Source organism: Sphingomonas sp. KR3-1 (assembly GCF_040049295.1).
Taxonomy (GTDB): Bacteria; Pseudomonadota; Alphaproteobacteria; order Sphingomonadales; family Sphingomonadaceae; genus Sphingomonas.
Genome location: NZ_JBDZDQ010000002.1, coordinates 468,203 through 491,773, shown reverse-complemented (window position 1 = coordinate 491,773; position 23,571 = coordinate 468,203). Strand labels below are relative to the sequence as shown.

Here is a 23,571-nt window from a genome sequence, read left to right as displayed (position 1 = left end):
AAGTTGCCCGGTCCCGATGTTTCGACGCTTGTATGACTGGGTGCTGCGCATGGCCGAGCACCGCCATGCGATCTGGCTGCTTGGCCTCGTCTCCTTCGTGGAGAGCAGCTTCTTCCCGATCCCGCCCGACGCGATGCTGATCCCGATGATCATCGCGCGCCGCGAGCGGGCGTTCCGCATCGCGCTGGTGTGCACCGTCGCCTCGGTGCTGGGTGCGATGCTCGGCTATTATATCGGCTACGGCCTGATGCAGACCGTCGGCCAGTGGATCGTTCACACCTATCATCTGGAAGCCAAGCTCCAAGAAGCGATCCACGCCTATCAGAGCGAATATGGCACCTGGATCATCCTGCTGAAGGGCCTGACCCCGATCCCGTTCAAGCTCGTGACGATCGCCAGCGGCGCGGCGAGCTTCAACTTCCCGCTGTTCGTGCTGCTGTGCGCGATCACCCGCGGCGCCCGCTTCTTCATCGTCGCCGCGCTGCTCAAGCGCTTCGGCGCGCCGGTGCAGGAATTCATCGAGAAGCGGCTGGACCTGCTGGCCTGGGCGTTCCTGGGCCTGATCGTGCTCGGTTTCGTCGCCGTCGCGCTGTTCTGAGCCGCTTGTTTCTTTTCCCCGCGGCGCAGCTTGCGCCACGGGACGCGACTCGCTAGATACCAACCCCAATCCGACAGCGTGGGTGGGTAAGCACCGGTTCCTTCCAGAAGGACCGGGCAGCGGACCCATGCCCCGCAGTTGGCGAACTTTGAAGCGAGGATGCCCCGGTGGCGAAGACCAGTCCGACCGAATTCGTGAAGCAGGTGCAGACCGAAGCGCGCAAGATCGTGTGGCCCTCGCGCCGCGAGACGATCATGACCGGCGTGATGGTGATGATCATGACCACGCTGCTCGGCGCCTTCTTCCTCGGCATCGACTCGATCTTCGACTTCATCGTCAATTCGCTGCTGCGCCTGGCGCAGTAAGCCGATCACAGAACCAAAGGGAAAGAACGAACGCATGGCGCGCTGGTACATCATCCACGCCTATTCGGGCTTCGAGGGCAAGGTCCGCGACCAGATCCTGGCCGACGCCACCCGCATGGGCCTCGACCGCCTGGTCGAAGCCGTCGAGGTGCCGACCGAGACGGTGACCGAGGTCCGCCGCGGCAAGAAGATCCAGTCCGAGCGGAAGTTCTTCCCGGGCTATGTCCTCGCCAAGCTCGAGATGAACGACGACGTCTACCACCTGGTGAAGAACACGCCGAAGGTGACGGGCTTCCTCGGTTCGTCGGGCAAGCCCCAGCCGATCAGCGAGGCCGAAGCCGCGCGCATCCTCAACACCAAGGACGAGGCGGCCACCGCCGCGCCCAAGGCACGGGTCAAGGTCGACTACGACATCGGCGACACCGTCAAGGTCACCAGCGGCAACTTCGCGACCTTCTCGGGCGTGGTCGAGGAGCTCGATTACGACAAGAGCCGCGTCAAGGTCTCGATCTCGATCTTCGGTCGCGCGACGCCGCTGGAGCTGGGCTTCGAGGACGTCGAGCGGGTCAAGTAACCCCTCACTTCCAGGCGCATCAAAAGGCCGGGGCGGCGACGCTCCGGCCTTTTGCGTTCAGGCGGCCCTGTCGGCGAGCAGCGGGTAGACCACGGCGATCTCGCGCGCGATCCGGTCGCGCATCGCAGCGCGCAGCGCGTGCGAGGCCGTGCAATAATCGGCCCAGCGCGCGGTGATCTCGCGCACCGTCCAGTTGCCGATATGGTTTACCGAGGTGACCAGATTGTCCTTCGCCTCGCCGCGAAGCCTTTCCAGCACGGCCCGGTCTGCAGCGCCCGCACCCGCGATCAGCGTGGGATAGAGCCGATCGAGCAGCATCGTCCGCGCGCGGCTGGCGCGGGTGAGTGCCAGCCGGACGGCGGAGAGACGGTGCATCGGCGGTTCGCCGAGCGCCGTCAGCGCCTCCAGCTCGTCGAGATTGGCCAATATCTGGCCGTGTAGCCGTTGCAGCTCGCTTAGCACGCGCATCGCTCCTTGGGGCCAAGGGGAAATGCGCGGTTTGCGGATTGTATCCGAAGGCGCTTAGCTCTCCTTGCGGCCAAGCTCGCGGTTGAGGCCCAGCGCCGCCAGCGTGCAGACCGCGCCCGACAGCAGATAGCCGCCCACCGCGATCAGCCCGAACTGGCTCGCCAGGAACAAGGCGGCGAGCGGGGCGAAGCCGGCGCCGATGAACCAGGAGGCAGTCGCGGTGGTGCCGGCCCCGGTGTAGCGCCGCTTGGCCGAGAAGCTGCTGTTCACCGCACCCGAGCTCTGGCCGAACGACAGGCCGAGCAGGATGAAGCCGAGGACCATATAGGTCCATTCGCCCGCCGGGCCGTGCGCGAGCAGCTGCGGCGCGAAGCCACTATAGGCTCCGATCAGCACGGCCGAGACGCCGAGCAGCGTGCGGCGGCCGATGGCGTCGGCGATATAGCCCGAGGCGACCACCGCGAGCAGGCCGACCACGGCGCCGACCAGCTCGATCGTCAGGAAGTCCACCGCCGGCGCGCCGTGCAGCACCACCCAGGAGAGCGGGAAGACGGTGACCAGGTGGAACAGCGCGAAGCTGGCAAGCGGAGCGAAGGCGCCGAGGATGACGGTGCGCCCTTCCTCGCGGAACAGCTCGCCAACCGGCGTCGGCTGGAGCTCCTGGCTCTCGAACAACCGCTCGAACTCCGGCGTGGAGATCAGGCGCAGCCGGGCGAACAGCGCGACGACGTTGATCACGAAGGCGACGAAGAAGGGATAGCGCCAGCCCCAGTCGAGGAAGTCGGCAGGGCTGAGCGCGGTGAGCAGGAAGGCGAACACCGCCACCGCCACGAACAGGCCGATCGGCGCCCCAAGCTGCGGGATCATCGCGTAGAAGCCGCGCTTGGAGGCGGGCGCGTTCAAGGCGAGCAGCGAGGGCAACCCGTCCCAGGTGCCGCCCTGCGCGAAGCCCTGGCCGAGCCGAAACAGCGCGAGCAGGAGCACCGCCAGGCTGCCCGCCTGGGCATAGCCGGGTAGGAAGGCCATCGCCGCGGTCGAGCCGCCGAGCAGGAACATCGCGATGGTGAGCTTCACCCCGCGCCCATGCTTGCGATCGAGCCAGACGAAGAGCAGCGCGCCGAACGGGCGGGCAACGAACGCCAGCGCGAACATCGCGAAGGAATAGAGCGTGCCGGTCAGCGGATCGGCGAAGGAGAAGATCACCGACGGGAACACCAGCACCGAGGCGATGGCGTAGACGAAGAAATCGAAGAACTCCGAGGCACGGCCAATGATGACGCCGACGGCGATGTCCGCCGGGCGGACCTCGTGCCCGCGCGCGTTGATCAGGCGGGCGTCGCGTTCGAGCGATGTCGAATTCGTCGAGCTCAGCGTAGCCACCATACCCCTTTTGTCCTTTGTCTTCGGCGCAACGCGCGTTCGGGAGGAACGCGTGCGCAACGATTCAGCGCGATGTTGGTTCAATCTAGCCGAGAGCGACGGGCGGCCCTTTGACTCCGGTCAAAGGCAGCCGCGCAACTGAGGGGTAGCTGGGGCGCATGCGGAGACCAGGATCCAAGCGAACTCGCCGGGCAATCAGCCTTTCCATCCTCGCGCTGCCGGCCCTGCTGGGCGGCTGCGACATGGTGGTGATGAACCCGACCGGGGACATCGCCGTCCAGCAGCGCAACCTGATCCTGTTCTCGACAGGCGTCATGCTGCTGATCATCGTGCCGGTGCTGGCGCTGACGATCTGGTTCGCGTGGAAGTATCGCAAGAGCAATCCGAACAAGGTCTATGATCCGGAATTCGACCACTCGACCACGCTCGAGCTGATCATCTGGACTTGCCCGCTGCTGATCATCATCGCGCTGAGCGCGGTGACCTGGACGAGCACTCATTTGCTCGATCCCTTCCGCCCGCTCGAGCGCATCGCGCCGGGCAAGCCGATCCCCGCCGGCACCAGGCCGCTCGAGGTGCAGGCGGTCGGGCTCGATTGGAAGTGGCTGTTCATCTATCCCGAGCTGGGCATCGCCACGGTCAACGAGCTGGCGCTGCCGGTCGACCGGCCGGTGCACTTCTCGATCACCTCGACCGACCAGTTCAACACCTTCTACGCGCCGACGCTGGCGGGCATGATCTATGCGATGCCGACGATGAAATCGGAGCTGAACGCCGTGCTCAACAAGCCGGGCGAAAGCTGGGGCTATTCGGGCAACTATACCGGCCGCGGCTATTCGGACATGCGCTTCAAGCTGCGCGGCGTGAGCAACGCGGACTTCGACGCCTGGGTCGCGGGCGCGAAGGCCGGCGGCAAGCTGGACACCAGCGCCTATCTCGCGTTGGCCAAGCCGAGCGAGAAGGTGCCGGTGATGCGCTTCTCCGCCATCCAGCCGGGGCTGTTCGACCGGATCGTCAACCAGTGCGTCGCGCCCGGCACGCCCTGCATGGTCGACGTGATGCGCGCCGATGCGCTGCGCGCCGCGGGCAAGCCGGCGCCGCAGATGGCGCCGATGCCCGCGATGACGCCGACGCCGGCGCTGCAAAAATCACCCGAGGAGATGAAAGGCGCCCCGCCCGTGACCAAGCCCCAGGAGGGGCAACCGCCCGGGAGCAGCAAGCCCGGCGACCCGCACAACCGGGACATGTCCGCCCTGAACCCCCTCCCCGGCGCCCCGCGCGCCGCCCAGGCCTGAGCGCATCGGAACCGCCATGAGTGATACCTTGATCAAGACGGTGTTCGGGCGCCTGACGCTCGACTCCTTCCCCTTCCACGAGCCGATCCTGCTCGGCACCTTCATCGTCGTCTCGCTGCTCGGCCTCGGCCTGGTCGGCGTGGTGACCAAGTACAAGCTGTGGGGCTATCTGTGGACCGAGTGGTTCACCAGCGTCGATCACAAGAAGATCGGCATCATGTACATCATCCTGGGCATCGTGATGCTGCTGCGCGGCTTCTCCGATGCGCTGATGATGCGGGCGCAGCAGGCGGTCGCGTTCGGCAGCAACCCGGGCTATTTGCCGCCGCATCATTATGACCAGATCTTCACCGCGCACGGGACGATCATGATCTTCTTCGTGGCGATCCCGCTGGTGGTGGGCATCATCAACTTCGTCATGCCGATGCAGATCGGCGCGCGCGACGTGGCCTTCCCGTTCCTCAACAATCTCAGCTTCTGGCTGACCGTGGCGGGCGCGGTGCTGACCATGATCTCGCTGTTCGTCGGCGAGTTCGCGCGGACCGGCTGGCTGTCCTACGCGCCGTTGGCGGGGCTGGCCTATAGCCCCGACACAGGCGTCGACTATTATCTATGGTCGCTGCAGATAGCCGGCGTCGGCACGACACTCTCGGCGATCAACATGGTCGCGACGATCATCAAGATGCGCGCCCCGGGCATGACGATGATGCGGATGCCGGTGTTCTGCTGGACCGCGCTCTGCTCTAACATCCTCGCCATCGCCATCTTCCCGGCGCTGACCGCGGCCTTCTTCCTGCTGCTGCTCGATCGCTATGCCGGCACGCACTTCTTCACCAACGAGCTCGGCGGCGCGCCGATGATGTACTGGAACATGGTGTGGATCTGGGGCCATCCCGAGGTCTATGTCCTCGTCCTTCCGGCCTTCGGCATCTATTCCGAGATCACCCAGACCTTCACCGGCAAGCGCCTGTTCGGCTATTCGTCGATGGTCTACGCGACGGTGGTCATCACCATCCTGAGCTATCTGGTGTGGCTGCACCACTTCTTCACCATGGGCGCTGGCCCGACGGTCAACAGCTTCTTCGGCATCGCCACGATGGTGATCTCGATCCCGACCGGCGCGAAGATCTTCAACTGGCTGTTCACGATGTACCGCGGCAACATCCGCTTCGAGCTGCCGATGATGTGGGTCGTCGCCTTCATGCTGACCTTCACCGTGGGCGGCATGACCGGCGTGCTGCTCGCCATCCCGCCGGCCGACTTCGTGCTGCACAACTCGCTGTTCCTCGTCGCGCACTTCCACAACACGATCATCGGCGGCGTGGTGTTCGGCCTGTTCGCGGCGATGGTCTACTGGTTCCCCAAGGCCTTCGGCTTCAAGCTCGACGAGTTCTGGGGCAAGGTCGCCTTCTGGGGCTGGGTGATCGGCTATTGGGTCGCCTGGACGCCGATCTACATCGTCGGCCTGATGGGCACGACGCGCCGCGTGAACCATTTCGACGACCCCTCGATCCAGCCCTATTTCGTGATCGCGGCGATCGGCGCGGTGATCATCCTGGTCGGCATCCTCGGCTTCGTGATGAGCATCCTGGTCGGCTGGCTGAAGCGCGACCAGCTGAAGGACGTGACCGGCGATCCCTGGGACGCCCGCACGCTCGAATGGTCGACCTCGTCTCCGCCGCCGGCCTATAACTACGCCTTCACGCCGGTGATCCACGACCTCGACGCCTGGCAGGACATGAAGACCCGCGGCTATCGGCGCCCGACCACCGGCTTCCAGCCGATCCACATGCCGAAGAACACCGGCGCGGGCGTGATCCTCTCCGGCCTGGCGCTGGTGATGGGCTTCGCGATGGTCTGGTACATGTGGTGGCTTGCAGCACTCGCCTTTATCGGCCTGTTCGTCGTCGCCATCGGCCATAGCTTCAACTTCAAGCGCGACTATTTCATCCCCGCCGAGGAAGTCGCCCAAACCGAGGACAAGCGCACGCAGCTGCTTGCACAGGGGGCCTGACATGACCGACCACGCACTCGACCCCCAGGCGGAGCCGATCTGGTATCTCGCCGAGGAAGCGCATCACGATCACGCGGCCACCGGCCCGACGATCCTGGGCTTCTGGATCTACCTGATGAGCGACGCCCTCATCTTCGCCTCGCTGTTCGCGATGTTCGGCGTGGTGAGCACGGCCTTTGCCGGCGGACCGGTGCCGCGCGAGATCTTCGACCTGAAGCTCGTCGCGCTCAACACCGGCCTGCTGCTTGCCTCGTCGATCACCTTCGGCGAGGCGATGCCGCACATGGAGGCGGGCCGCACCGGCGCGGTGCGCTTCTGGCTGGTGCTGACCGGGCTGCTCGGCGCCGGCTTCATCGGGATCGAGCTCTACGAATTCTCGCACCTGATCGCCGAGAATGCCGGGCCTGGCCGCAGCGCCTTCCTCTCGGCCTTCTTCACCCTGGTCGGCACCCACGGCGCACACGTGACCATCGGCCTGATCTGGCTGGTGACGATGCTGGTCCAGATCGGCCAGCACGGCCTCAACGACGCGACTCGCCGGCGGCTGATCTGCCTTTCGATGTTCTGGCATTTCCTCGACATCATCTGGATCGGCGTCTTCACCTTCGTCTATCTGTTTGGAGTGATCCGTTGAGCACCCCCGGCAACACCCCCGCGCATGGCAATGGCCACCGCCTCGGCTCGGTCCTGGCGATCATCCTGACGGTGATCCCCTTCTGGCTGGTGATGAGCGGCCCGCAGCTCGCCCCGGGCTGGACCGCGGCAATCATCTTCGGCTTCGCGATCGTCCAGATCGTGGTGCACGTGCTGTTCTTCCTGCACCTCGACACGCGGTCGGAAGGCGGATGGACGCTGCTCGCCTTCCTGTTCACCACGGTGATCGTGGTGCTGACGATCGGCGGCTCGATCTGGGTGATGTACCACCTCAACGCCAACATGATGCCGATGCCGCAGGATATGGGCGGCGGGCACTAGCGCTTGTGGGGGATCGGCCATTCTAGGCCCGGCCGATCCCCCAACCCCGCCTAGATCGCGATCTCGGTCCACTCGATCGTCGAGCCGCCGCCGCTCTGTGACTGGTTGCTGCTGGTGTTGTAGGCGCCCATCTTCGGGTAGAAATAGCGCCCGCTCTTCAGGCTGCCGTCGAACACCGTGCCGGCCTTGTCGCCGTCGGGGTTGGACTTCTTGCAGCTCACGCCGTTGATCGTGTAGCCCGGGCTCTGACCGGTGCTCACCGATACGCTGACATCGTAGGAACTGCCCACCACCACTGTCGGCGCGCCGCTGCAGACCTGGCTGCCCTGGACGATGTAGAACTCGTAGTTTCCGCCCGATTTGGGCCGCACGGCGAGTTGGGTAATCGGCTCGGACGGGCCCGAGGTGGAGCCTGCCGCGACGACGTTGAGCACCTGCATCACGCTCACATATTTGCCGCCGCTGACCAGCTTGAACCGGCCGCTCGCCGAGACGCCGGTGGTGCTGGATGTGCCGCGCAACTCGGCGCGGCCGGGGATGCTGTCGGTACGCTGCTGGATGACGAACCGCTTGCCGCCGCTGATGTTGCTGATCGTGCCGTGGTCGTCGGTATCGGTGGTATAGGCCCAGGCGACCCCCGCGGTGGCGAGGATCAGGCCGGTGGCCGCAAGAACGGCCGTACGGTTGTGCTTGAACATGGCATCTTCTCCAGGCGCCTCCTGGATTGCCCCGGCAGTCTCATGGGAGCTTGTGCTCGTGCCGCCGGTACGCACAGCCTGTGACGGCGTACGCGCCTTGGCAAGCGGTGATTGGTCGGAATCAGTGCAGCGCGGGCGCCAGCTTCGCCTCGAACTGCGCCAGCGTGCACAGGCCGGCGACGCCGCGCGCAGTGCAGCCCGGGATCGGCAGCACGGCATCATAGGGCGCATTGGCAGCAAGCGGCGCGGCGCTGCGGATCTGCTCGAGCGCCTGGGCGCGGTAGCGCGCGCGGACATAGAGCGCACCCTTGGCGTCGCGCAGCCGCTCGAGCACGATCGCCCCGCCGGGCGCAGGATCGTCGGCAGCGATGCCGGGCACCTGCCAGTGGATGCCGAGCAGGCCGCCGAGATTGGCGACATTGGTGTCATGGCCGGAGACGAGCGTGACCACCGCCTTGCCGGTCAGCCCGTCGCGCAGAATCGGCGCGATGCCGGCCAGGTTCGCGGCAGCGACATGCGGCGGGCGGGCGAGCAGGCGGAATTCGAGCGCGTGAAAGGCGGAGAGCGCAGTGACGTCGCTGGGCGAGGCGCGGCCCCAGCCCACCTCGGCCATCGGCTTGCCGTCGGCATATTCGAGCAGCAGGATCTGCGCGGCAGTCGAGGCGCGGTCGAGCGCGCCGCCGAGCTTGGGGCGCTTGCCGGCGCTGGCGGGCGCGATGCTCGAAGGCTCGGCGGAGACGCCGCAGCCGGACTTGGCCGCGCCGCACAGGATCTTGTCGAGCCGAGTAAGCAGTGCGCGGTGGCGCGCCTCGACGGCGGCGATGCCACCCGAGCCGAGAGCGGCGGCAACCGCGGCATCTGCCCTGGCGGGATCATAGCCGCCCTGCCCCTGCTCGATCGCGGAGAAGACCGGATCGGCCTCGCCCTGCGGCCGGTGCCGGTTGGGGATGCCGCAGCCTGGCGCGAGCGTGGCGAGCCAGGCGTCAGCAGTGGCAATCGTGCGCTGGTCGCTGTCCGCGACAACGGTCACCGCGCCCGGTGCCGGGCACCCGGTGGCGGGCAGCACGCCGAGGCGGCGCAGGCGTGCCCCGTCCCAGCTGCCGAGCCGGCCGATCGCGATAGCGCCGTGCGGCGTGAGCCAGCCGGGTGCGATCGGCCAGCTCGGCCAGGGATCGGCCGCCACGCCGGCGGGCATGGGCTGCGCCTTGGTCGGCGGGCGCACGCCGTGCCGCATCAGCAGCACGACGCGGTCCACGCGGAGCCCTGACGGCGCATCGGCGGCCGGACCTGCGGGCCCATTGCCGGAAAGAGTGAGCGCAAGGGCGATGCTGCCCAACAGGGTACGGAACCTCGTCATGCGCATCGCCCTCTCCTTCGCGTTCCGTGATAGTCTGCTTCGCGAGACCGCATGCTGACCAGCGTCGGCATGCGGTCTCTTCCGCGCTAGAAGTGCAGCTGCACGCCGCCGCGCAGCAGCGCGCCATATTGCTCACGCTCGACCAGGAACGGCTTGGTGCCGATATAGCGGCGCCACGGCGCGTTGGTCATGTTCACCGCGTCGCCGAACAGCGTGATCGCTGGAATGACCTGGTAGCTGACGTGAAGGTCGAGCTGGCCATTGCCGTCAGTGAACTGGTCGAGCGCGGCGCTGCCGGCCAGCGTGTCGAGATAGGAGGAGCGATAGTTGAAGGCGAGGCGCGCGGCGAGGCCGTACTTCTCGTAGAAGAGCTGGACGTTGCCGACATTCTTCGACTGGAAGCCGAGCGGCAGGTCGCCGGCACGGCCCGGCAGGCCGTTGGCATGGCCCCAGACATGGGTGAAGTTCGCCGACACGCCGAAGCCGCTCAGCGGGCCGGGAAGGAAGGTGAACTGGGTCTGGGCGTTGAACTCGACACCGCTCAGCGTCTCGCTGTCGACGTTGATCGGCTTGGTGACGAACGCGCTGGGATAGGTCACGCCGGCATAGGTGCCATTGGTCACCGGGTTGCCCGTCTTGTAGATCGGGTTGTCGATGTCCTTGTGGAAGAAGCCGGCGACGAACAGCGTGTCCGGCGAGGGATAATATTCGATCGACGCGTCGTAATTGACCGCGCGATAGGGCTTGAGGTCCGGGTTGCCGAGCGCGATCGCCGTCGGCGAGGCAGTGCTGTCGACGGTGATGTACGGCGCGAGGTCCGCATAGTTGGGGCGGCCGATCGAGGTGGTGACGGCACCGCGCAGGAACAGGTTATGCGCCATCTCGAACTTGGCGTTCAGGCCCGGGAAGACGTCGGTATAGCCGTTCTCTCCATGGCTGTTGTAGCCGTCCGCCAGCGTGGAGCCGGTATGGACGATCTTCGCCCGGGTATCGTCGTCGGTATGCTCGACGCGCACGCCGGGGATCAGGGTCAGCGCGCCGAAGCGCAGCGTCGCCATCACATAGCCGGCGCTAATCTTCTCGCGCACGTCATAATCGCTCGACAGCGAGTCCGAGAGGGACGTGCCATTGTCGATCGCGATGACGCCGGGATTGGCCTGGGTATAGGCGAGCGCGGCGCCGTAATCGATCCGCTGGCCGAAGTGGAACATGCCGTCATAGAAGTTCGGATCGGCGGCATAGGCGACGTTGGTCATCGTCCAGAGCGTGCCGTTCTTGTAGTTGCGCTTATCCTGGTTGTTCTTCTTGCGGCGCTCGAGATATTTGGCGCCGAACTTGATAGCGCTGTCGTCGCCGATCGCGATCGGATGGCTGTAATCCACGCGGCCCTGCCACACATCCTCGCTGGCCTGGCGGGTCTCGTAGTTGAACTTGGTCAGGCTGAACTTGCTGGGATCGTCGAAGATCCCCGCCGTGGTGCCGCTCGGCACCAGCGTGTAGGGATCGGTGCTGCTGTCGAGGGTCGCGAACACCGCCCCCTTGGCGGTGCCGAAAGTGAACTCGCTGCGGATCGGATCGATCTTCACCGCGCGCGTCCAGCCCCCCGAGGCCTCGAGCTTGCCGCCGCCCAGGTCGAACTCGCCGCCCAGCGTGGCCGACTTGGTGTTGTCGTCCTCCTCGCGGTGGCGGACGAGGATCGTGCCGGTCGCCTTGAGCGCACCGGGCGTCGGGGTGGTGATCGCCAGGCGGTTCTGGTCGCGGGTCTCGTGGTCCTGGAACTTCGAATAGCTGGTGCGCAGGTACAGCTTCACGCCATCGCTCGGATGCCAGTCGAAATTGCCGACCACGCCCAGGCGGGTGCGGATCAGGTTATAGTCGCGCAGGCCGTTGCCGTCGGGTGCGCCGGCGGCGGTATAGGCGGTCGAGCCCTGGAAATTCTCGGACTCGATCGGACGGCGCGAATAATTGACCGAGACCACTGCGCCGAAATCGCCCGAATGGCCGCCCAGCGTGCCGTCGAGCTCCCAGGGCGCCTTGTGGTTCATGTCGTAGCGGCCGATCGCGCCCCGCGCATCGAGGAAAAAGGGATTGCGGCTGTCGAAGCCGGTCTTGGTCTTGATATTGACCTCGCCGCCCACCGCATTGGCGTCCTGGCTGGCGAGCAGCGACTTGCTGACGGTGACCGACTGGATCATGCCCGAGGGCAGATCGTCGAGCTTGACCTGGCGGCCGGCGGGTTCCGGCGCGGGCAACGTCTGGCCGTTGAGCGTGACGTTGATCAGGTTCGGATCGATGCCGCGGATGATGACGTAGCGGCCCTCGCCCTGGTCGTTGGCGACCGACAGGCCAGGCAGGCGCTTGATCGCCTCGGCGACGTTCTGGTCGGGGAGCTTGCCGACATCGTTGGCATGCAGCGTCTCGACCGTGTTGTCGGCATCGCGCTTCTCGAGGTTCGCGGCGCGCTGGGCGGCGCGCTGGCCGGTGACGACGATCTCCTGCGGCGGCGCTTCCTGCGCCTCGGCGGCAGGCGCAGCCTGGTCCTGCGCGAAGGCCGGAGCGGCGACGCCGAGCGCGATGCCCATGACGAGCGCGGCAAGCGCGGGACGCGCAAGGAAAGTGGAGCGTGCGGTGCGCATTGTTTCTGGTTCCCCCCTTTAGGAGGCCGCCGGTTGCGCTGCACAAATGACAGTTCGGGGTAAATCCCGAACATTACCAAAAGTTAATGTTTGGCAGTTTTGTGACAGAAAACCGCGGTTTTCGGCGGTTCGGCACAGAAGCATTTGCGTTCGAACGCATATTGCGTTAGGCGCGCGCCCTTCCAGAGCAACAGCTACGGAAAAACCGCGGGAGGCCGGGTTCGCTCGGCCGCTTTAACCGCTCGACTTGATCAGGGGATCGGCCTTTGGCCCCTCCCCACGAAAGAGAGTGACATGGCAAAGAAGATTACCGGCTATATCAAGCTGCAGGTGCCGGCCGGCTCTGCAAACCCCTCGCCGCCGATCGGCCCTGCGCTGGGTCAGCGCGGCGTGAACATCATGGAATTCTGCAAGGCGTTCAACGCCTCGACCGGCGACATGGAGAAGGGCACGCCCCTCCCCACCGTCATCACCGTCTATGCGGACCGCTCGTTCTCGTTCGAGACCAAGACGCCGCCGGCGACCTATCTGATCAAGAAGGCCGCGAACCTGAAGTCGGGCTCGAAGGAGCCGGGCAAGGTTTCCGCCGGAAAGATCGCGCGCTCGAAGCTGAGCGAAATCGCCGAGATCAAGATGAAGGATCTCAACGCTAACGATATCGAGGCGGCCACCCGCATCATCGAGGGCTCGGCCCGCGCGATGGGCCTCCAGGTTGTGGAGGGCTAAGGACATGGCAAAGCTCACGAAGAAGCAGAAGGCCTGGACCGTCGACGGCGAGAAGCTGCACGGCGTGGACGAGGCGATCGCGCTGGTGAAGGCCAACGCCACCTCGAAGTTCGACGAGTCGATCGAAGTCGCGCTCAACCTGGGCGTCGATCCGCGTCACGCCGACCAGATGGTCCGCGGCGTGGTGACCCTGCCCAAGGGCACCGGCAAGACCGTGCGCGTCGGCGTGTTCGCCAAGGGCGCCAAGGCTGACGAGGCCCGCGAGGCCGGTGCCGACGTGGTCGGCGCCGAGGACCTGCTCGAGATCGTCCAGGGCGGCAAGATAGAGTTCGATCGCTGCATCGCGACCCCGGACATGATGGGCCTGGTCGGCCGCCTCGGCAAGGTGCTGGGTCCGAAGGGCCTGATGCCGAACCCGAAGCTCGGCACCGTGACCATGAACGTCGCCGAGGCCGTCAAGGCCGCCAAGGGCGGCCAGGTCGAGTACCGCGTCGAAAAGGCCGGCATCATCCACTCGGGCATCGGCAAGGCGTCGTTCCCGGCGGAGGACCTGCGCGCCAATTTCGACGCGCTGGTCGACGCCGTGGTCAAGGCCAAGCCGTCGGGCGCCAAGGGCAAGTACCTGAAGAAGGTCGCCCTCAGCTCGACGATGGGCCCGGGCGTGAAGGTCGACGTCGCCGAAGTCGCGACCGTCTGATCCTGGCGACAAGCTGAAAAATGGGCCCGGGAGGAGCGATCCTCCCGGGCCTTTTTTTGCGTCCCGCGCCTGGGCAAAGAACAGGGCCGGGAAATCGGGGAATTGCCCGGCCCTGTCAGGTCAAGCGAGGGATCGCTTGTCGCCAGCCCTAGCGGGTGGAGACCTGGATGGCGCTCATCCGCAGCTGGTTGCTGCGGGCGAGCGCGACGGCGTTGGCTACCCGCGGGGCGACGTCCCGCAACGCCTCCGCCACACAGGGCCGCGAATAGACGAAGGGGATGGCTAGACTCGGATTGGGAATCCGGCAGACGAAACGCGCCGCCGCCTGGATGCGCCGATCGAGCTCGCGAGCGCCGGCGTCGGTCGCGAGGTTTAGATCGCGGACCGAGACCGTCCGCGAGACCGGCTGCGGATCGTCGAAGGGCCGGCCAAGCGCCGGCGCCGCCAGCCCGAAGGCCAGCGTGGTGAACAACAGGGTACGAAACATCGAAAACACTCCTTGGGGTTGAGGCGCGCGAAGGCGCGCGCGGCTGCGACCCGCGAACTCTTGTCTTTTCAAAGCGTTGGAGGCTGTCGCCTCAGCAATGCCCGACGAGCGCGTCGCCCGGCACGAGGTGGAGCGCAGGCGGCGCATGGCCGCGCACGCTGATCGGCGCGAATTCCGCGCGATACTGGCCGGGCGTCATGCCCGTCATCCGCTTGAACAGCGCCCGGAAGAAACCGAGATCGAGATAGCCGACCGCCTCGGAAATCACCGCAACCGAGCGATCCTCATGCTCGAGCATCGTCTTGGCCGCTTCGATGCGGAGCGCCTGGATATAGGCCGCGGGCAGCCGCCCGGTGGCCGACTTGAACCGCCGCACGAAGGTCCGCGCGCCCAGATGCACGCGCGCGGCGAGCTCGGGGATCGACACTTCCTTGCGGAAATTCTCCTGCAGCCATGCCTCGATCGCCCGGATCTGCGGATCGTCATGCGCCCGCGAAACCGGCAGCACCGCATAGCCCGACTGCATCAGCCGCGGCATCGGCAACAACAGCGCCTTGGCGGTCTGCACCGCGACATCGTGGCCGCAGAACTTCTCGACCAGATAGAGGCTGATGTCGATCGATGCCCCTACCCCGCCGCTGCACAGGATGCGCTGGTCCTCGGTCATGAACAGCTCGGGATGCCAGCGCACTCGCGGGAAGCGCGTCGCCATCTCGCCGCACGCTGCCCAATGGGTGGTCGCCAGCCGGCCGTCGAGCAGCCCGGCCGCGGCGAGATAGGCAGCGCCCATGCAGACGCCGACGATATAGGCGCCCGACGCGTGCTGGCGCCGCAGCCAGGGCAGCAGCGCGCTGTTCTCGACCAGCTTGAGATCGAGATCGAGGCCCGAGGTGGGCACGATGACGATATCGCTGCGCTCGACGGCTTCGACCGCGACTTCGGGCGTCATGCCGAAGCCATAGGGCGTGCGGACGGCCGCCCCGCGCAGAGAAGCGGTGCGCACGCGGAACCCGGGATATTCGGGCTCGTCGTGCAGCGCGTTCCACAGGCTGCCGGCGGAATGGAAAATCTCGGTGGGCATCACCGCTGTCGAGGACAGGCCGTCATCGAGCATGACGATGGTGACGTCGAGTACGCGGCGCCCCTCGGGCGCGTTACTGGGGGAAAGATCCATGCCTCAGCCGCTCGCAGTCTCGGGACCGATCACGGCCGCGACTTCGAAGATCCGCGAGGCGGGAAAACCCGAGAGCCGCGCGTGCTCGTGGATCGCGGCCTCGTCCTCGGCGAGATAGCTGCACAGGGTACGATCTTCGAGGACGAACGACTGCAGCCAGCGCGCGCGGCCGCCGATCTCGTCAAGTGCTGCATTGGACGAAGCCGCCCCCTTGCGCATCTTGTCTTGGTCGAATGTGTGTATTCCGGAAATTTGTCTTTCGATGATGTAATGTTTCATGACAACAACCCTCCTCATGTTGCCGAAGTAACCTCGCACCACATTGGTTCGATCGAAAGATGGCGATACGGACAAGTTGCGGGGGCAAAAGCACATGCCGCTCCGGCCAAGTCAAAACCGCTATGCATACCGTATCCAACGAAACGAAATCGCTAGAAGTTACAAAGACAACGACGAGAACCATTCTACCCGTCGGTGACGGCGGCATCTTGGACTGTCCGCTTCCGGACAGTTGGACTCAGCGATACTTTCCCGTATCGACGAGGACATGCAAGCCCCGCTGCGATTCTCGACCGACACCCTGCCCGCGCCCGTGCGCACCGAGGCATGGCGTGCGCTCTATGGCCGCGAGATCCTCAACGTCGCGCTCGATCCCGTGGGGGAGCTCCCCTTTGCCTGCAGCTTCAGCGCGCATGCGGTGGAGCGCGTCGCCTTTGTGCGCGGGCACACATCGGGCGCGATCTTCGCCAAGACGCCGGACTTGGCCGGCGGCGACGAGCTGCTGCTGATCGTCCATGGCGGCGCGCACGGCGCGGTCGAGCAATGCGGGCGCCGCGCCGAGCTGGCGCCCGGCGATGCCGCCCTGCTCCACAGCGCCGAGCTGGGCCGCTCGATCCACCCGGGGGGAGTCGACTTTCTCAACATCCGACTGCCCGGCGCCGAGCTGGCCCAGCGCATGCCCGACGTGCATGACCGGCTCGCCCGCGCCTTGCCTGCAGTCACGCCGGCGCTAGCGCTGCTCACGCGCTACACCCAACTGGTGGAGACGCTCGCCCCCGTCGACGGTCTGGGAGCGATCGTGGCGGACCATATCTGCGACCTGGCGCTGCTGGCGCTGGGCGCGCTGCCCGATCCCGGCCGCCGCGCCTCGGCAGGGGCGGCGCGGCTGGCGCTCGCCAAGGCGGACATCCGCCGCAACGCCTGGCGGCCCGAGCTGTCGATCGCCGGCGTGGCGGCCCGGCAGGGCATCTCGCCGGTCTATCTGCGCAAGCTGTTCGCGGCCGAGGGCAGCAGCTTCGCCGATTGCGTGCTGGCGATGCGGCTCGACCAGGCGCGCGCGCGGCTATGCGATCCGGCCTGGCAGCATCGCCCGATCGCCGCGATCGCGCTGGAGAGCGGCTTTGGCGACATCTCCTATTTCAACCGCTGCTTCCGCCGCCGCTTCGGCATGACGCCATCGGACGCGCGTGAACGCGGCTGAGGCAGCAAAAAGGGCCGAAGGCGCTGCCCTCGGCCCCTTTTCGCCTCCCCCATCGAAAAGGGGCGGCTAAGCGAGCGGATCGCCCGGCAAGGGCGTGTCCGCCTTCCAGGCACCGCGCACGCGCCGTGCCCAGTCATCGATCCGGCGGATCGCTTCCTCGGTGAGCGTGACGATACCGGCACGATTGTCCATCGGATTGGGCGTGCGGACCACCAGCCCGGCGCTCTCGAGAAGGGCGAGATGGCGGATCGCCGTGGTCTGCGGCGCGCCGCTGCCGATACAGGCACTGCTTACCGATACCGGGCGCCCCTTGGCGGCGGCGAGATAGAGGTCGAGCAGGATATCCCAGGTCGGCTCGCGGAACTGGCCCGCGATCGGCCCGAAGACGTCGTCGCGCAGCCGGCGCGAGCGATAGATGCCCTCCACCAAATCGGTCGCCGTACCGGTGAAGCCCGCCCCTCCGGTCGCGCCGCGGCTCGGAATGACCGGACGTTCGCGCAGGCGGTACAGCGCGTTGTCTGCCTCAGCCATGACGCACCTCCCGGTTCAGGACCAGGCGGGGTCCGCGCCATAGCGCCGCAAGCGCTGCCGGTGCCGTATCGCGCCGATCGCGATCAACAGCGGGCTGGGATAGCTCCATGCCGCATTGGCGATCGCGTAGGACCAGGGCGGCAGCGTCGGCGCGAGGATCAGCAGATGCGTGATCACCGTGTTGAGCTTCACCGCGGCCAGCCACATCGGCCAGTAGCGTTGCGCGCGGAGCGCCAGCGCCGTCATCGAGACGAACAGGCAGGTGTCGACCGCGAGCATGCCGACCTCGAGTTGATAGAATCGATGCGATCCCATGGAAGGCACCAAGGTCGACGCCACCACTGCGGTGACGAGGATCGCGACGGCCACCCGTTCGGGCGTGCCGCCCCGCGCAAGCGCGTAGAGGCAGCACGTCAACAACAGGCTGAGATAGACGATCACATTCATGCGACATGATCGCACCAGCGAAACTGGTCCAAGTCAACGCCCTCCTCATGCTACGGCTGCGATCAGGGGCGTGACGATGCCGATCGGCTCCTCACCGTGCGGCGGCGTCTGGTAGAGATCGCCCTCGCCGAGGATCTGATGGCGGATCGCCGCACTGCGCAGCTCGCCATGTGCTTTCTTGATATCCGAAAGCGCGCCGAAGACCTTGGCCGTCGCTTCGCCGACATAGTCCACTGCGCTCTGCGCCTCGAGCGGGTGGAAGGTGCCGTCGGCGCGCGCAGTGAGCACGGCAGTGCCCATGGCGAGCACCTTGAGGGCGGCTTGATTGACCGCGAGCTCCGCGGGCTGGAGCGAACGGGCGATGCGCACGGATGCAATCTTCTTGGCAGAAGGCATAGGTCCTCCTTCGCGCAGCCAGCGGCCGCGACGGGGTTACATTGACAGTGTCGAAAGAGACCGGAGCTAGCTGGTAATGCGCCAGAGCGCGCCCAGGCCGTTGAGGAAGTTGGCCACCGCGATCAGCATCAGCAACGCGAGGCCAAAGATCCACATCAAGCGGTTGAGCGGGTCCAGTTCATTGATTTGCTTCCCCTGTCTCAGAAACGGGACCCGAAAACGCGGTTCGCCTTCGGACCGTTTCGGTGGCAATGGAACTCCGGAATGCACCGTTTCGGCAAGGTCCAGCGGCTCGCCCCCCAAATTTTGGGGGGGCGTTTCCGCCTCCACAGGAGAGACGTCTTCGTGCGCGGCGAGCACCCGCGCAGCCTCGCGCCGGCCCGAGACCCCGAGCGTGCGCACTGCTTCCTTGAGATAGCCGTCGACGGTGAGGGGCGAGAGGCCGAGCGCGAGCGCAATTTCCTTCGACGACATGCCACGCCCCACAAGGCGCAGGCAGTCGCGTTCACGCGCTGTCAGCTGCTCAATCGTCCCGGTCACCATCGCAGCCTGCTTTTAGCCATCGCCCGCGCGAATCCAACCGAGTTGGTGTAGTTTTCGGCGGGTTTCGTCGCAGGTCGCAGACAGAAAAAATCGATTGATGCCGGGAAGCTAGCCAGCCGCGACCGGACCACCCGCACCAGGTGAGCCGCCTGCCGTTCCGGACGTGGCCGAGCTCGCATGACGCCCGCTCCCCTTCCCCCGTTTTCCGGTGCATAGTAGCGCATCGGGAGAGAAGAGGGAGAGGCGAATATGCAGGGCACCTCTGCGATTTTGGCACTGTTTCTGATCGGCTTGCCGGGCGTTGCTCAGGCGCAGGAAACAAATGCCGGCCAGGACGCCGCGATCGTTGTGCGAGGCCTGCGCGACAAGCCGAGCAGCTGGCGCCAGGCCGAGACCGACCACGTCGTGGTGATCAGCGACGGCAGCGAAAAAGACCTGACCCGCATCGCGCACAATCTGGAGCGGCTGCATTTCCTGCTCTCGGTGCTGCTCAACCGCGTCGACCAGCCCGACATCGCCGTGAAGCTGCGCGTCACCCTCGTCGGCGACACGGCCGAGTTCGATGCGATGCATTTGAAGAACCTGCGCTCGAGCAGCGGCCCTTATGTCGCCGCCTTCCCCTTCCAGCGCTATTACGATCCGCGCGAGGACGGGCCGGTGATGGCGGCGAGCCGCAACGATTCGCGCGCGATCCTGGAGCAGGGCACGCCGCTTTCCGCGATCCTGCCGGCGCTTGTCAGTTCAGTGCAGGGCGGCGGCGGCCCCGATACCGTTGCCGCCGCGGACATGCCGGGGATGAGCGTCTACCTCGCAGGCGCTGGCGCGACCTTTGCGCAGAACGATCCGCTCGCAATCGACGTCAACGGCTCGACCGTGCCGATCCCGGCGGAGAGCCGCATCTATGCCGGCTTCGCGCAGAACTGGCTGCTCACCTATTTCCCCAACGCCTATCCGCGCTGGTATGTTGACGGCTTTGGCGAGCTGTTCTCGACGATCGCGACGCAGGGTGACGGCAGCATCGAATATGGCCGCGCGCCCGCCGCCTATCAGAAGGTGATGGGCCGGTATCTGCGCATGCCGCTCGCCGACATCCTCACCGGCCGTTACCTCGCCGAGAAGCGCACCACCGAGCGCTGGACGCCCTATCATGCCTGGGCGCTCACCCACATGCTGTTCTTCTCGAACGAGCGGAAGGGCCAGCTCCACGCCTATCTCGCGACGATCGCGGCAGGCGGATCGATGGAGCAGGCGGCCGCGGCGTTCGGCGATATCGGCAAGCTCGAGCGCGAGCTGATGGCGTATGACGATCACAAGCTGCCCTATGAGCAGATGACCTATCCGGCCGATCGCGCCGGCGAGCCGAGCCTGCGCCAATTGACCCAGGGCGAGGCTGCGTTCGTCAAGGGCCGGCTCGAGCTGGGTGCCCGCATCGACGTGCCGCCCGCGAGCGACGATCCCCGCCTCGCCCAGGCACGCCGCAACGCGATCGCCGAGCGCGACCGCTGGATCGAGGGCGTGCGCAAGAACGCCGCGCGCTATCCCGCGAACCTGCAGGCGCAGCTGTTGCTCGCCGAGGCCGAGTGCCGCAGCGGCAACGGCACCGAATGCGTTGCGGCGGCGGAGCGCGCGCTCGCCGCGGCGCCGGGCAACAGCGATGCGCTCGCCTGGAAGGGCAGCGGCCTGGTGCTGCTCGCGCTCGCCGCGTCTGGAGCCGATCGGGCTTCGATGCTCAAGTCCGCGCGCCGGACGATCGCCCAGGCCAATCGCGCCGATACCGAGAATCCCCTGCCCCTGCTCGCCTTCTACCGCAGCTATGCCGATGCCGGCGAAGCGGCGCCCGATGTCGCGATCGAAGGGCTGATGAAGGCCGCCGACGCGGTGCCCGCTGCGCCCGGCCCGCGGCTGCTGCTCGGCGAGGCGCTGGCGAAGCGCGGCAACCTGCCCGCGGCGCGCAAGGCGCTGATCCCGGTGGCGAACGGCGCCTATGATTCGCCCGAGGCCGCGCGGGCGCGCGCGTTACTGGCGACCCTATAGGAAAAGGGCGCCCCGGCTTCCCGGAGCGCCCGTTCCCGTCTTCAAGCGTCGATCAGAAGTTCGCCGAATAGGTGACGAACCACTGGCGCGGCGGGATCGGATAGGCCGAGTAGCTGTTCGTCGCCGAGCCGATCGAGAGCGTCGAGACGCCCTTGATGTCGCCCAGGTTGGTGACGTTGAGGCTGAGCTTGGCCTTCTTCATCCCGAGCGCCTCGGCCGGCAGGTCGACACCCAGGCTGACCGAGGCGAGGAAGTAGGAGCCGACGCTCGCATCGTTGGAGAAGGTCGCGTAGCGCTTGCCGACATAGTCGCCGACGAGCTGCGCTTCGACCGGACCGACATTGAGCGTCGCGACGCTCTTGTTCATCCACTTCGGCGTGCCGGGCAGCTGCTTGCCACAGGTCGGGACGACACCGGCCACCACCACATAGCCGCCGATGCAGCTGTCGGTGGCACCGCCGATGCCGGTTGCCGCCGACGTATAGTCGCTCTGGTACTTGGAGAGATTGTACGAGACCGCGTTGTAGAACGAGAAGGCGCGGCCGAAGCGCAGCGTGAAGGCCGCATCGACGCCGTTGGTCTTCACGTCGCCGACGTTCACCAGGATCGAGGTGCCGCCCGCGATCTGGCCGCCGGCGATGCCGCCCGGATTGGTCGAGATCGCCAGCAGGCGGTCGCTGAAGTCGACATGGTAATAGTTGATCTGCGCGTCGAGCCCGATGCCGCCGCCGAAGCTGCGATGCGTGCGCAGGCCGGCTTCATAGGTCCAGCTGCTCTCGGGCTTGCCGTCGGTGGCGAAAGCGTTGAACGCAGTCTGGCTGCCGGTGAACCACGGGCCGCCGCCACCGGCCAGATATGCCTGATACTGACGCAGGTTCTTCTGGACGTTGAAATAGACTTGCTCGTGCCCGTTGAAGTCATAGGTCGCGCCGATGGCCGGCAGAAACCACTTCAGCGTGTTGATCTTGCCCTCGGGCAGGCCACCGGTCAGGCCCGACAGCGAGCCCAGCTTGGGCTGCACCGGGAACCAGCCATCGGCCCATTGCGCGCTGGTCTTGAAGCCGAACTGGACGAGGAGCGGCTCGAACACCTGCCAGGTGTCCTGCACATGGAGCTGCAGCTCGTTGATCCGCGCCTCGCCCTGATACTGGGTGAACAGCGGCTGGGCCGCGTCGAGGGGGCGAATATAGGGCGTGCTGATCCCCGGATTGGCGGCCGGGACCGCATACCAGCGGCGCCACTGCGTCGTGCTGTTATGCTCGAACCAGCCGCCCAGCTCGATCTTGTGGTTGCCGAGATCGATATTCAGCGCAGTGATCCCGCCCTCGCGGTCGATGCGATATTCGGTGGTGCGGGTGATCATGCCCGAGCCGCCCGTCGCCGCGACCAGCGCGGCGCCACGCGCCGCCGCCTGCGCGTCGGTCAGCGTGGTGCAGGCGGTGGGACGGATGCCGTTGGCGTTGGTGCCGAAGCGGCAGTTGGTCGCCAGTGTCGCATAGTTCGGATCGAGATAGGGCTGCGCGGTCGTGATCGACTGGCCGAGCGGGCCGGCGACGACGCCGACACCGTCATTGTGGTGGAAATAGAAGGTGTTCGACAGCGTGACATTGTCGGCGATCTTGGCGTCGTAGCGCGCATAGGTCAGCCAGTCGGTGCGCTGCGCGTCCGAATAATAGTTGCGGTAGTTGCTGCCCACCGACGCCGGCGAATTGCCCAGCGCGGTCAGGTAGCTGTTCCGATAGGCATCGAACGCGGGGTAGAAGAATGGCTTGGTATAGGGCGTATAGAGCTGCACCGCGGTCGCCGTTGCCGGCGGCGTCGGCTTGAAGAAGACGGTGGCGTCCTCGTTCGGCTGCTTCATGTCGTTATAGTCGAGGAACAGCGTGAGCTTGCCGACGCTGTCGTCGTGCACGAACTTGCCGTTCGCCTGCCAGCCGCCCTGCCAGCCGTTGAAGTCCCAGGCCTTGGCCTTCTGGCGCGCGACCGAGACATAGCCGGCATCGGTGCTGCCATCGCGGCCGAAATTGCCGGTGTCGAGGCGTAGGAAGGTGCGCGAGGTGTTGTAGCTGCCGAGCGTCTGATTGGTGATCAGGCCGAAGCCCGGCGTGGGATCGGACGAATAGGTCTCGACCGTGCCGCCCAGGTTGCTGTTCGACGCGGTGGCGAGATCGCCTGCGCCCGCCGCCACGACGACGCGGCCGACATTCTCGGAGATCACCGCGCGCTGCGGCGAAAGGCCGTTATAGTTGCCGTAGCTCTGGTCGCCGAGCGGGATGCCGTCCATCGTGTAGCCAAGCTGGTTGCCGGCAAAGCCATGGATGAAGATCTGGGCGTTCTGCTCGTTGTTGCCCCAGGGATCGGCGGTCACGTAGAGCACGCCGGGCAGCGTCTGGATCGCCTTCAGCGGCGAGACGCCCGGCAGGATCTTCTGGATCTCGCTCGCCGGGATCGCGGTCGCCGAGCGCGTCTGCTTGGCAGTGACGAGGATCGAGCCGTCACCGGCATTCTCGGGCGCCTGTTCGTCGACGACGGGCGCGGTCTGATCCTGGGCATAGGCCGGCGCCGCGGCCATGGCGGCGAAGGAAAGAGCGGCAGCGCAAACAGTGGCGCGAAGCGCGTGGCGAACGGTCATGGAACCCCCCTGGGAATCGCGGCTTCGTTGCGCCGCAGCAACGGCGCCTAGGCCCGGCATGTGG

The 23,571-nt window shown here is 66.3% G+C and carries 24 protein-coding genes; 11 read left to right on the top strand and 13 right to left on the bottom strand.

All coding sequences use genetic code 11. The features are described 5' to 3' along the window. Window positions 1-16 precede the first annotated feature (16 nt). From ABLE38_RS14155 to nusG, 3 genes are all read left to right on the top strand, one after another. Window positions 17-598 carry a YqaA family protein gene (locus ABLE38_RS14155; RefSeq protein ID WP_348974873.1) on the top strand — a complete coding sequence of 194 codons (582 nt, stop codon included), beginning with the start codon at window positions 17-19 and terminating at the stop codon, window positions 596-598. A gap of 167 nt (window positions 599-765) precedes the next feature. Next, the gene (gene secE / locus ABLE38_RS14150) at window positions 766-963 is read left to right on the top strand and encodes a preprotein translocase subunit SecE (RefSeq protein WP_348974872.1); all 198 of its coding nucleotides are present in this window, start codon (window positions 766-768) and stop codon (window positions 961-963) included. 34 nt (window positions 964-997) lie between these two features. Beyond that, entirely contained in the window at window positions 998-1,537 is a 540-nt protein-coding gene (nusG, locus tag ABLE38_RS14145; protein ID WP_348974871.1) for a transcription termination/antitermination protein NusG, read from the top strand. Window positions 1,538-1,594: 57 nt separating this feature from the next. On the opposite strand, the gene ABLE38_RS14140 is transcribed toward nusG, so the two are convergent. Further along, complete coding sequence (locus ABLE38_RS14140; RefSeq protein WP_348974870.1) at window positions 1,595-2,005, bottom strand: hypothetical protein; 411 nt, start codon at window positions 2,003-2,005, stop codon at window positions 1,595-1,597. Window positions 2,006-2,059: 54 nt separating this feature from the next. Then, entirely contained in the window at window positions 2,060-3,388 is a 1,329-nt protein-coding gene (locus ABLE38_RS14135; RefSeq protein WP_348974869.1) for an MFS transporter, read from the bottom strand. A gap of 155 nt (window positions 3,389-3,543) precedes the next feature. Between ABLE38_RS14135 and cyoA the strand changes: the two genes are divergently transcribed. The 4 genes from cyoA to cyoD are packed head-to-tail and all read left to right on the top strand — an operon-like array spanning window position 3,544 to window position 7,669. Continuing rightward, window positions 3,544-4,680, top strand: a complete 1,137-nt coding sequence (gene cyoA / locus ABLE38_RS14130; RefSeq protein ID WP_348974868.1) for a ubiquinol oxidase subunit II — start codon at window positions 3,544-3,546, stop codon at window positions 4,678-4,680. Between the two features lie 16 nt (window positions 4,681-4,696). Then, window positions 4,697-6,694 carry a cytochrome o ubiquinol oxidase subunit I gene (cyoB, locus tag ABLE38_RS14125; protein ID WP_348974867.1) on the top strand — a complete coding sequence of 666 codons (1,998 nt, stop codon included), beginning with the start codon at window positions 4,697-4,699 and terminating at the stop codon, window positions 6,692-6,694. Window position 6,695: 1 nt separating this feature from the next. Further along, a complete protein-coding gene (cyoC, locus tag ABLE38_RS14120; protein WP_348974866.1) occupies window positions 6,696-7,328 on the top strand; it encodes a cytochrome o ubiquinol oxidase subunit III in 633 nt (210 codons plus the stop codon). Further along, window positions 7,325-7,669, top strand: coding sequence for a cytochrome o ubiquinol oxidase subunit IV (gene cyoD / locus ABLE38_RS14115; protein ID WP_348974865.1), 345 nt, complete (start codon window positions 7,325-7,327; stop codon window positions 7,667-7,669). Before cyoC ends, cyoD begins: the two co-directional genes overlap by 4 nt. 50 nt (window positions 7,670-7,719) lie before the next feature. On the opposite strand, the gene ABLE38_RS14110 is transcribed toward cyoD, so the two are convergent. From ABLE38_RS14110 to ABLE38_RS14100, 3 genes are all read right to left on the bottom strand, one after another. Then, window positions 7,720-8,367 (bottom strand): hypothetical protein, encoded by a 648-nt coding sequence (locus ABLE38_RS14110; RefSeq protein WP_348974864.1) that lies wholly within the window; start codon window positions 8,365-8,367, stop codon window positions 7,720-7,722. Between the two features lie 121 nt (window positions 8,368-8,488). Next, entirely contained in the window at window positions 8,489-9,724 is a 1,236-nt protein-coding gene (locus tag ABLE38_RS14105; RefSeq protein WP_348974863.1) for a histidine-type phosphatase, read from the bottom strand. 86 nt (window positions 9,725-9,810) lie between these two features. Further along, complete coding sequence (locus ABLE38_RS14100; RefSeq protein ID WP_348974862.1) at window positions 9,811-12,360, bottom strand: TonB-dependent receptor; 2,550 nt, start codon at window positions 12,358-12,360, stop codon at window positions 9,811-9,813. 294 nt (window positions 12,361-12,654) lie between these two features. On the opposite strand from ABLE38_RS14100, the gene rplK reads away from it, so the two are divergent. Both rplK and rplA read left to right on the top strand, forming a co-directional pair. Beyond that, window positions 12,655-13,086 carry a 50S ribosomal protein L11 gene (rplK, locus tag ABLE38_RS14095; protein WP_348974861.1) on the top strand — a complete coding sequence of 144 codons (432 nt, stop codon included), beginning with the start codon at window positions 12,655-12,657 and terminating at the stop codon, window positions 13,084-13,086. A gap of 4 nt (window positions 13,087-13,090) precedes the next feature. Then, complete coding sequence (rplA, locus tag ABLE38_RS14090) at window positions 13,091-13,783, top strand: 50S ribosomal protein L1 (protein WP_348974860.1); 693 nt, start codon at window positions 13,091-13,093, stop codon at window positions 13,781-13,783. Between the two features lie 148 nt (window positions 13,784-13,931). Here rplA and ABLE38_RS14085 read toward each other — a convergent pair whose 3' ends face one another. The 3 genes from ABLE38_RS14085 to ABLE38_RS14075 form a co-directional block, all read right to left on the bottom strand. Further along, window positions 13,932-14,270: a UrcA family protein gene (locus tag ABLE38_RS14085; RefSeq protein ID WP_348974859.1), complete on the bottom strand. Its 339-nt coding sequence runs from the start codon at window positions 14,268-14,270 to the stop codon at window positions 13,932-13,934. 91 nt (window positions 14,271-14,361) lie between these two features. Continuing rightward, complete coding sequence (locus tag ABLE38_RS14080; protein WP_348974858.1) at window positions 14,362-15,444, bottom strand: helix-turn-helix domain-containing protein; 1,083 nt, start codon at window positions 15,442-15,444, stop codon at window positions 14,362-14,364. Window positions 15,445-15,447: 3 nt separating this feature from the next. Next, complete coding sequence (locus ABLE38_RS14075; RefSeq protein ID WP_348974857.1) at window positions 15,448-15,723, bottom strand: DUF4242 domain-containing protein; 276 nt, start codon at window positions 15,721-15,723, stop codon at window positions 15,448-15,450. Window positions 15,724-15,991: 268 nt separating this feature from the next. Between ABLE38_RS14075 and ABLE38_RS14070 the strand changes: the two genes are divergently transcribed. Next, a complete protein-coding gene (locus ABLE38_RS14070) occupies window positions 15,992-16,924 on the top strand; it encodes an AraC family transcriptional regulator (protein WP_348974856.1) in 933 nt (310 codons plus the stop codon). 66 nt (window positions 16,925-16,990) lie between these two features. On the opposite strand, the gene ABLE38_RS14065 is transcribed toward ABLE38_RS14070, so the two are convergent. The 4 genes from ABLE38_RS14065 to ABLE38_RS14050 all read right to left on the bottom strand — a co-directional run bounded on the left by ABLE38_RS14065 (window position 16,991) and on the right by ABLE38_RS14050 (window position 18,841). Then, window positions 16,991-17,455 (bottom strand): hypothetical protein, encoded by a 465-nt coding sequence (locus tag ABLE38_RS14065; protein ID WP_348974855.1) that lies wholly within the window; start codon window positions 17,453-17,455, stop codon window positions 16,991-16,993. A gap of 15 nt (window positions 17,456-17,470) precedes the next feature. Beyond that, window positions 17,471-17,902: a hypothetical protein gene (locus ABLE38_RS14060; protein ID WP_348974854.1), complete on the bottom strand. Its 432-nt coding sequence runs from the start codon at window positions 17,900-17,902 to the stop codon at window positions 17,471-17,473. A gap of 45 nt (window positions 17,903-17,947) precedes the next feature. Further along, window positions 17,948-18,298, bottom strand: a complete 351-nt coding sequence (locus ABLE38_RS14055; protein ID WP_348974853.1) for a hypothetical protein — start codon at window positions 18,296-18,298, stop codon at window positions 17,948-17,950. 66 nt (window positions 18,299-18,364) lie between these two features. After that, complete coding sequence (locus ABLE38_RS14050; RefSeq protein ID WP_348974852.1) at window positions 18,365-18,841, bottom strand: helix-turn-helix transcriptional regulator; 477 nt, start codon at window positions 18,839-18,841, stop codon at window positions 18,365-18,367. A 249-nt stretch (window positions 18,842-19,090) separates the two neighbouring features. On the opposite strand from ABLE38_RS14050, the gene ABLE38_RS14045 reads away from it, so the two are divergent. Next, a complete protein-coding gene (locus ABLE38_RS14045) occupies window positions 19,091-20,875 on the top strand; it encodes a hypothetical protein (RefSeq protein WP_348974851.1) in 1,785 nt (594 codons plus the stop codon). Between the two features lie 52 nt (window positions 20,876-20,927). Here ABLE38_RS14045 and ABLE38_RS14040 read toward each other — a convergent pair whose 3' ends face one another. Then, window positions 20,928-23,507: a TonB-dependent receptor plug domain-containing protein gene (locus ABLE38_RS14040; protein WP_348974850.1), complete on the bottom strand. Its 2,580-nt coding sequence runs from the start codon at window positions 23,505-23,507 to the stop codon at window positions 20,928-20,930. Window positions 23,508-23,571: the final 64 nt, after the last annotated feature.

Coding starts and splice junctions, on each gene's coding strand:
- ABLE38_RS14050 (WP_348974852.1), bottom strand. CDS start 18,841: ATGGTGACCGGGACGATTGAGCAGCTGACAGCGCGTGAACGCGACTGC.
- ABLE38_RS14055 (WP_348974853.1), bottom strand. CDS start 18,298: ATGCCTTCTGCCAAGAAGATTGCATCCGTGCGCATCGCCCGTTCGCTC.
- cyoB (WP_348974867.1), top strand. CDS start 4,697: ATGAGTGATACCTTGATCAAGACGGTGTTCGGGCGCCTGACGCTCGAC.
- ABLE38_RS14155 (WP_348974873.1), top strand. CDS start 17: ATGTTTCGACGCTTGTATGACTGGGTGCTGCGCATGGCCGAGCACCGC.
- ABLE38_RS14110 (WP_348974864.1), bottom strand. CDS start 8,367: ATGTTCAAGCACAACCGTACGGCCGTTCTTGCGGCCACCGGCCTGATC.
- ABLE38_RS14070 (WP_348974856.1), top strand. CDS start 15,992: ATGCAAGCCCCGCTGCGATTCTCGACCGACACCCTGCCCGCGCCCGTG.
- cyoC (WP_348974866.1), top strand. CDS start 6,696: ATGACCGACCACGCACTCGACCCCCAGGCGGAGCCGATCTGGTATCTC.
- ABLE38_RS14135 (WP_348974869.1), bottom strand. CDS start 3,388: ATGGTGGCTACGCTGAGCTCGACGAATTCGACATCGCTCGAACGCGAC.
- ABLE38_RS14060 (WP_348974854.1), bottom strand. CDS start 17,902: ATGAATGTGATCGTCTATCTCAGCCTGTTGTTGACGTGCTGCCTCTAC.
- ABLE38_RS14105 (WP_348974863.1), bottom strand. CDS start 9,724: ATGACGAGGTTCCGTACCCTGTTGGGCAGCATCGCCCTTGCGCTCACT.
- rplK (WP_348974861.1), top strand. CDS start 12,655: ATGGCAAAGAAGATTACCGGCTATATCAAGCTGCAGGTGCCGGCCGGC.
- ABLE38_RS14075 (WP_348974857.1), bottom strand. CDS start 15,723: ATGAAACATTACATCATCGAAAGACAAATTTCCGGAATACACACATTC.
- ABLE38_RS14080 (WP_348974858.1), bottom strand. CDS start 15,444: ATGGATCTTTCCCCCAGTAACGCGCCCGAGGGGCGCCGCGTACTCGAC.
- cyoA (WP_348974868.1), top strand. CDS start 3,544: ATGCGGAGACCAGGATCCAAGCGAACTCGCCGGGCAATCAGCCTTTCC.
- ABLE38_RS14100 (WP_348974862.1), bottom strand. CDS start 12,360: ATGCGCACCGCACGCTCCACTTTCCTTGCGCGTCCCGCGCTTGCCGCG.
- ABLE38_RS14140 (WP_348974870.1), bottom strand. CDS start 2,005: ATGCGCGTGCTAAGCGAGCTGCAACGGCTACACGGCCAGATATTGGCC.
- rplA (WP_348974860.1), top strand. CDS start 13,091: ATGGCAAAGCTCACGAAGAAGCAGAAGGCCTGGACCGTCGACGGCGAG.
- ABLE38_RS14045 (WP_348974851.1), top strand. CDS start 19,091: ATGCAGGGCACCTCTGCGATTTTGGCACTGTTTCTGATCGGCTTGCCG.
- ABLE38_RS14040 (WP_348974850.1), bottom strand. CDS start 23,507: ATGACCGTTCGCCACGCGCTTCGCGCCACTGTTTGCGCTGCCGCTCTT.
- ABLE38_RS14085 (WP_348974859.1), bottom strand. CDS start 14,270: ATGTTTCGTACCCTGTTGTTCACCACGCTGGCCTTCGGGCTGGCGGCG.
- nusG (WP_348974871.1), top strand. CDS start 998: ATGGCGCGCTGGTACATCATCCACGCCTATTCGGGCTTCGAGGGCAAG.
- ABLE38_RS14065 (WP_348974855.1), bottom strand. CDS start 17,455: ATGGCTGAGGCAGACAACGCGCTGTACCGCCTGCGCGAACGTCCGGTC.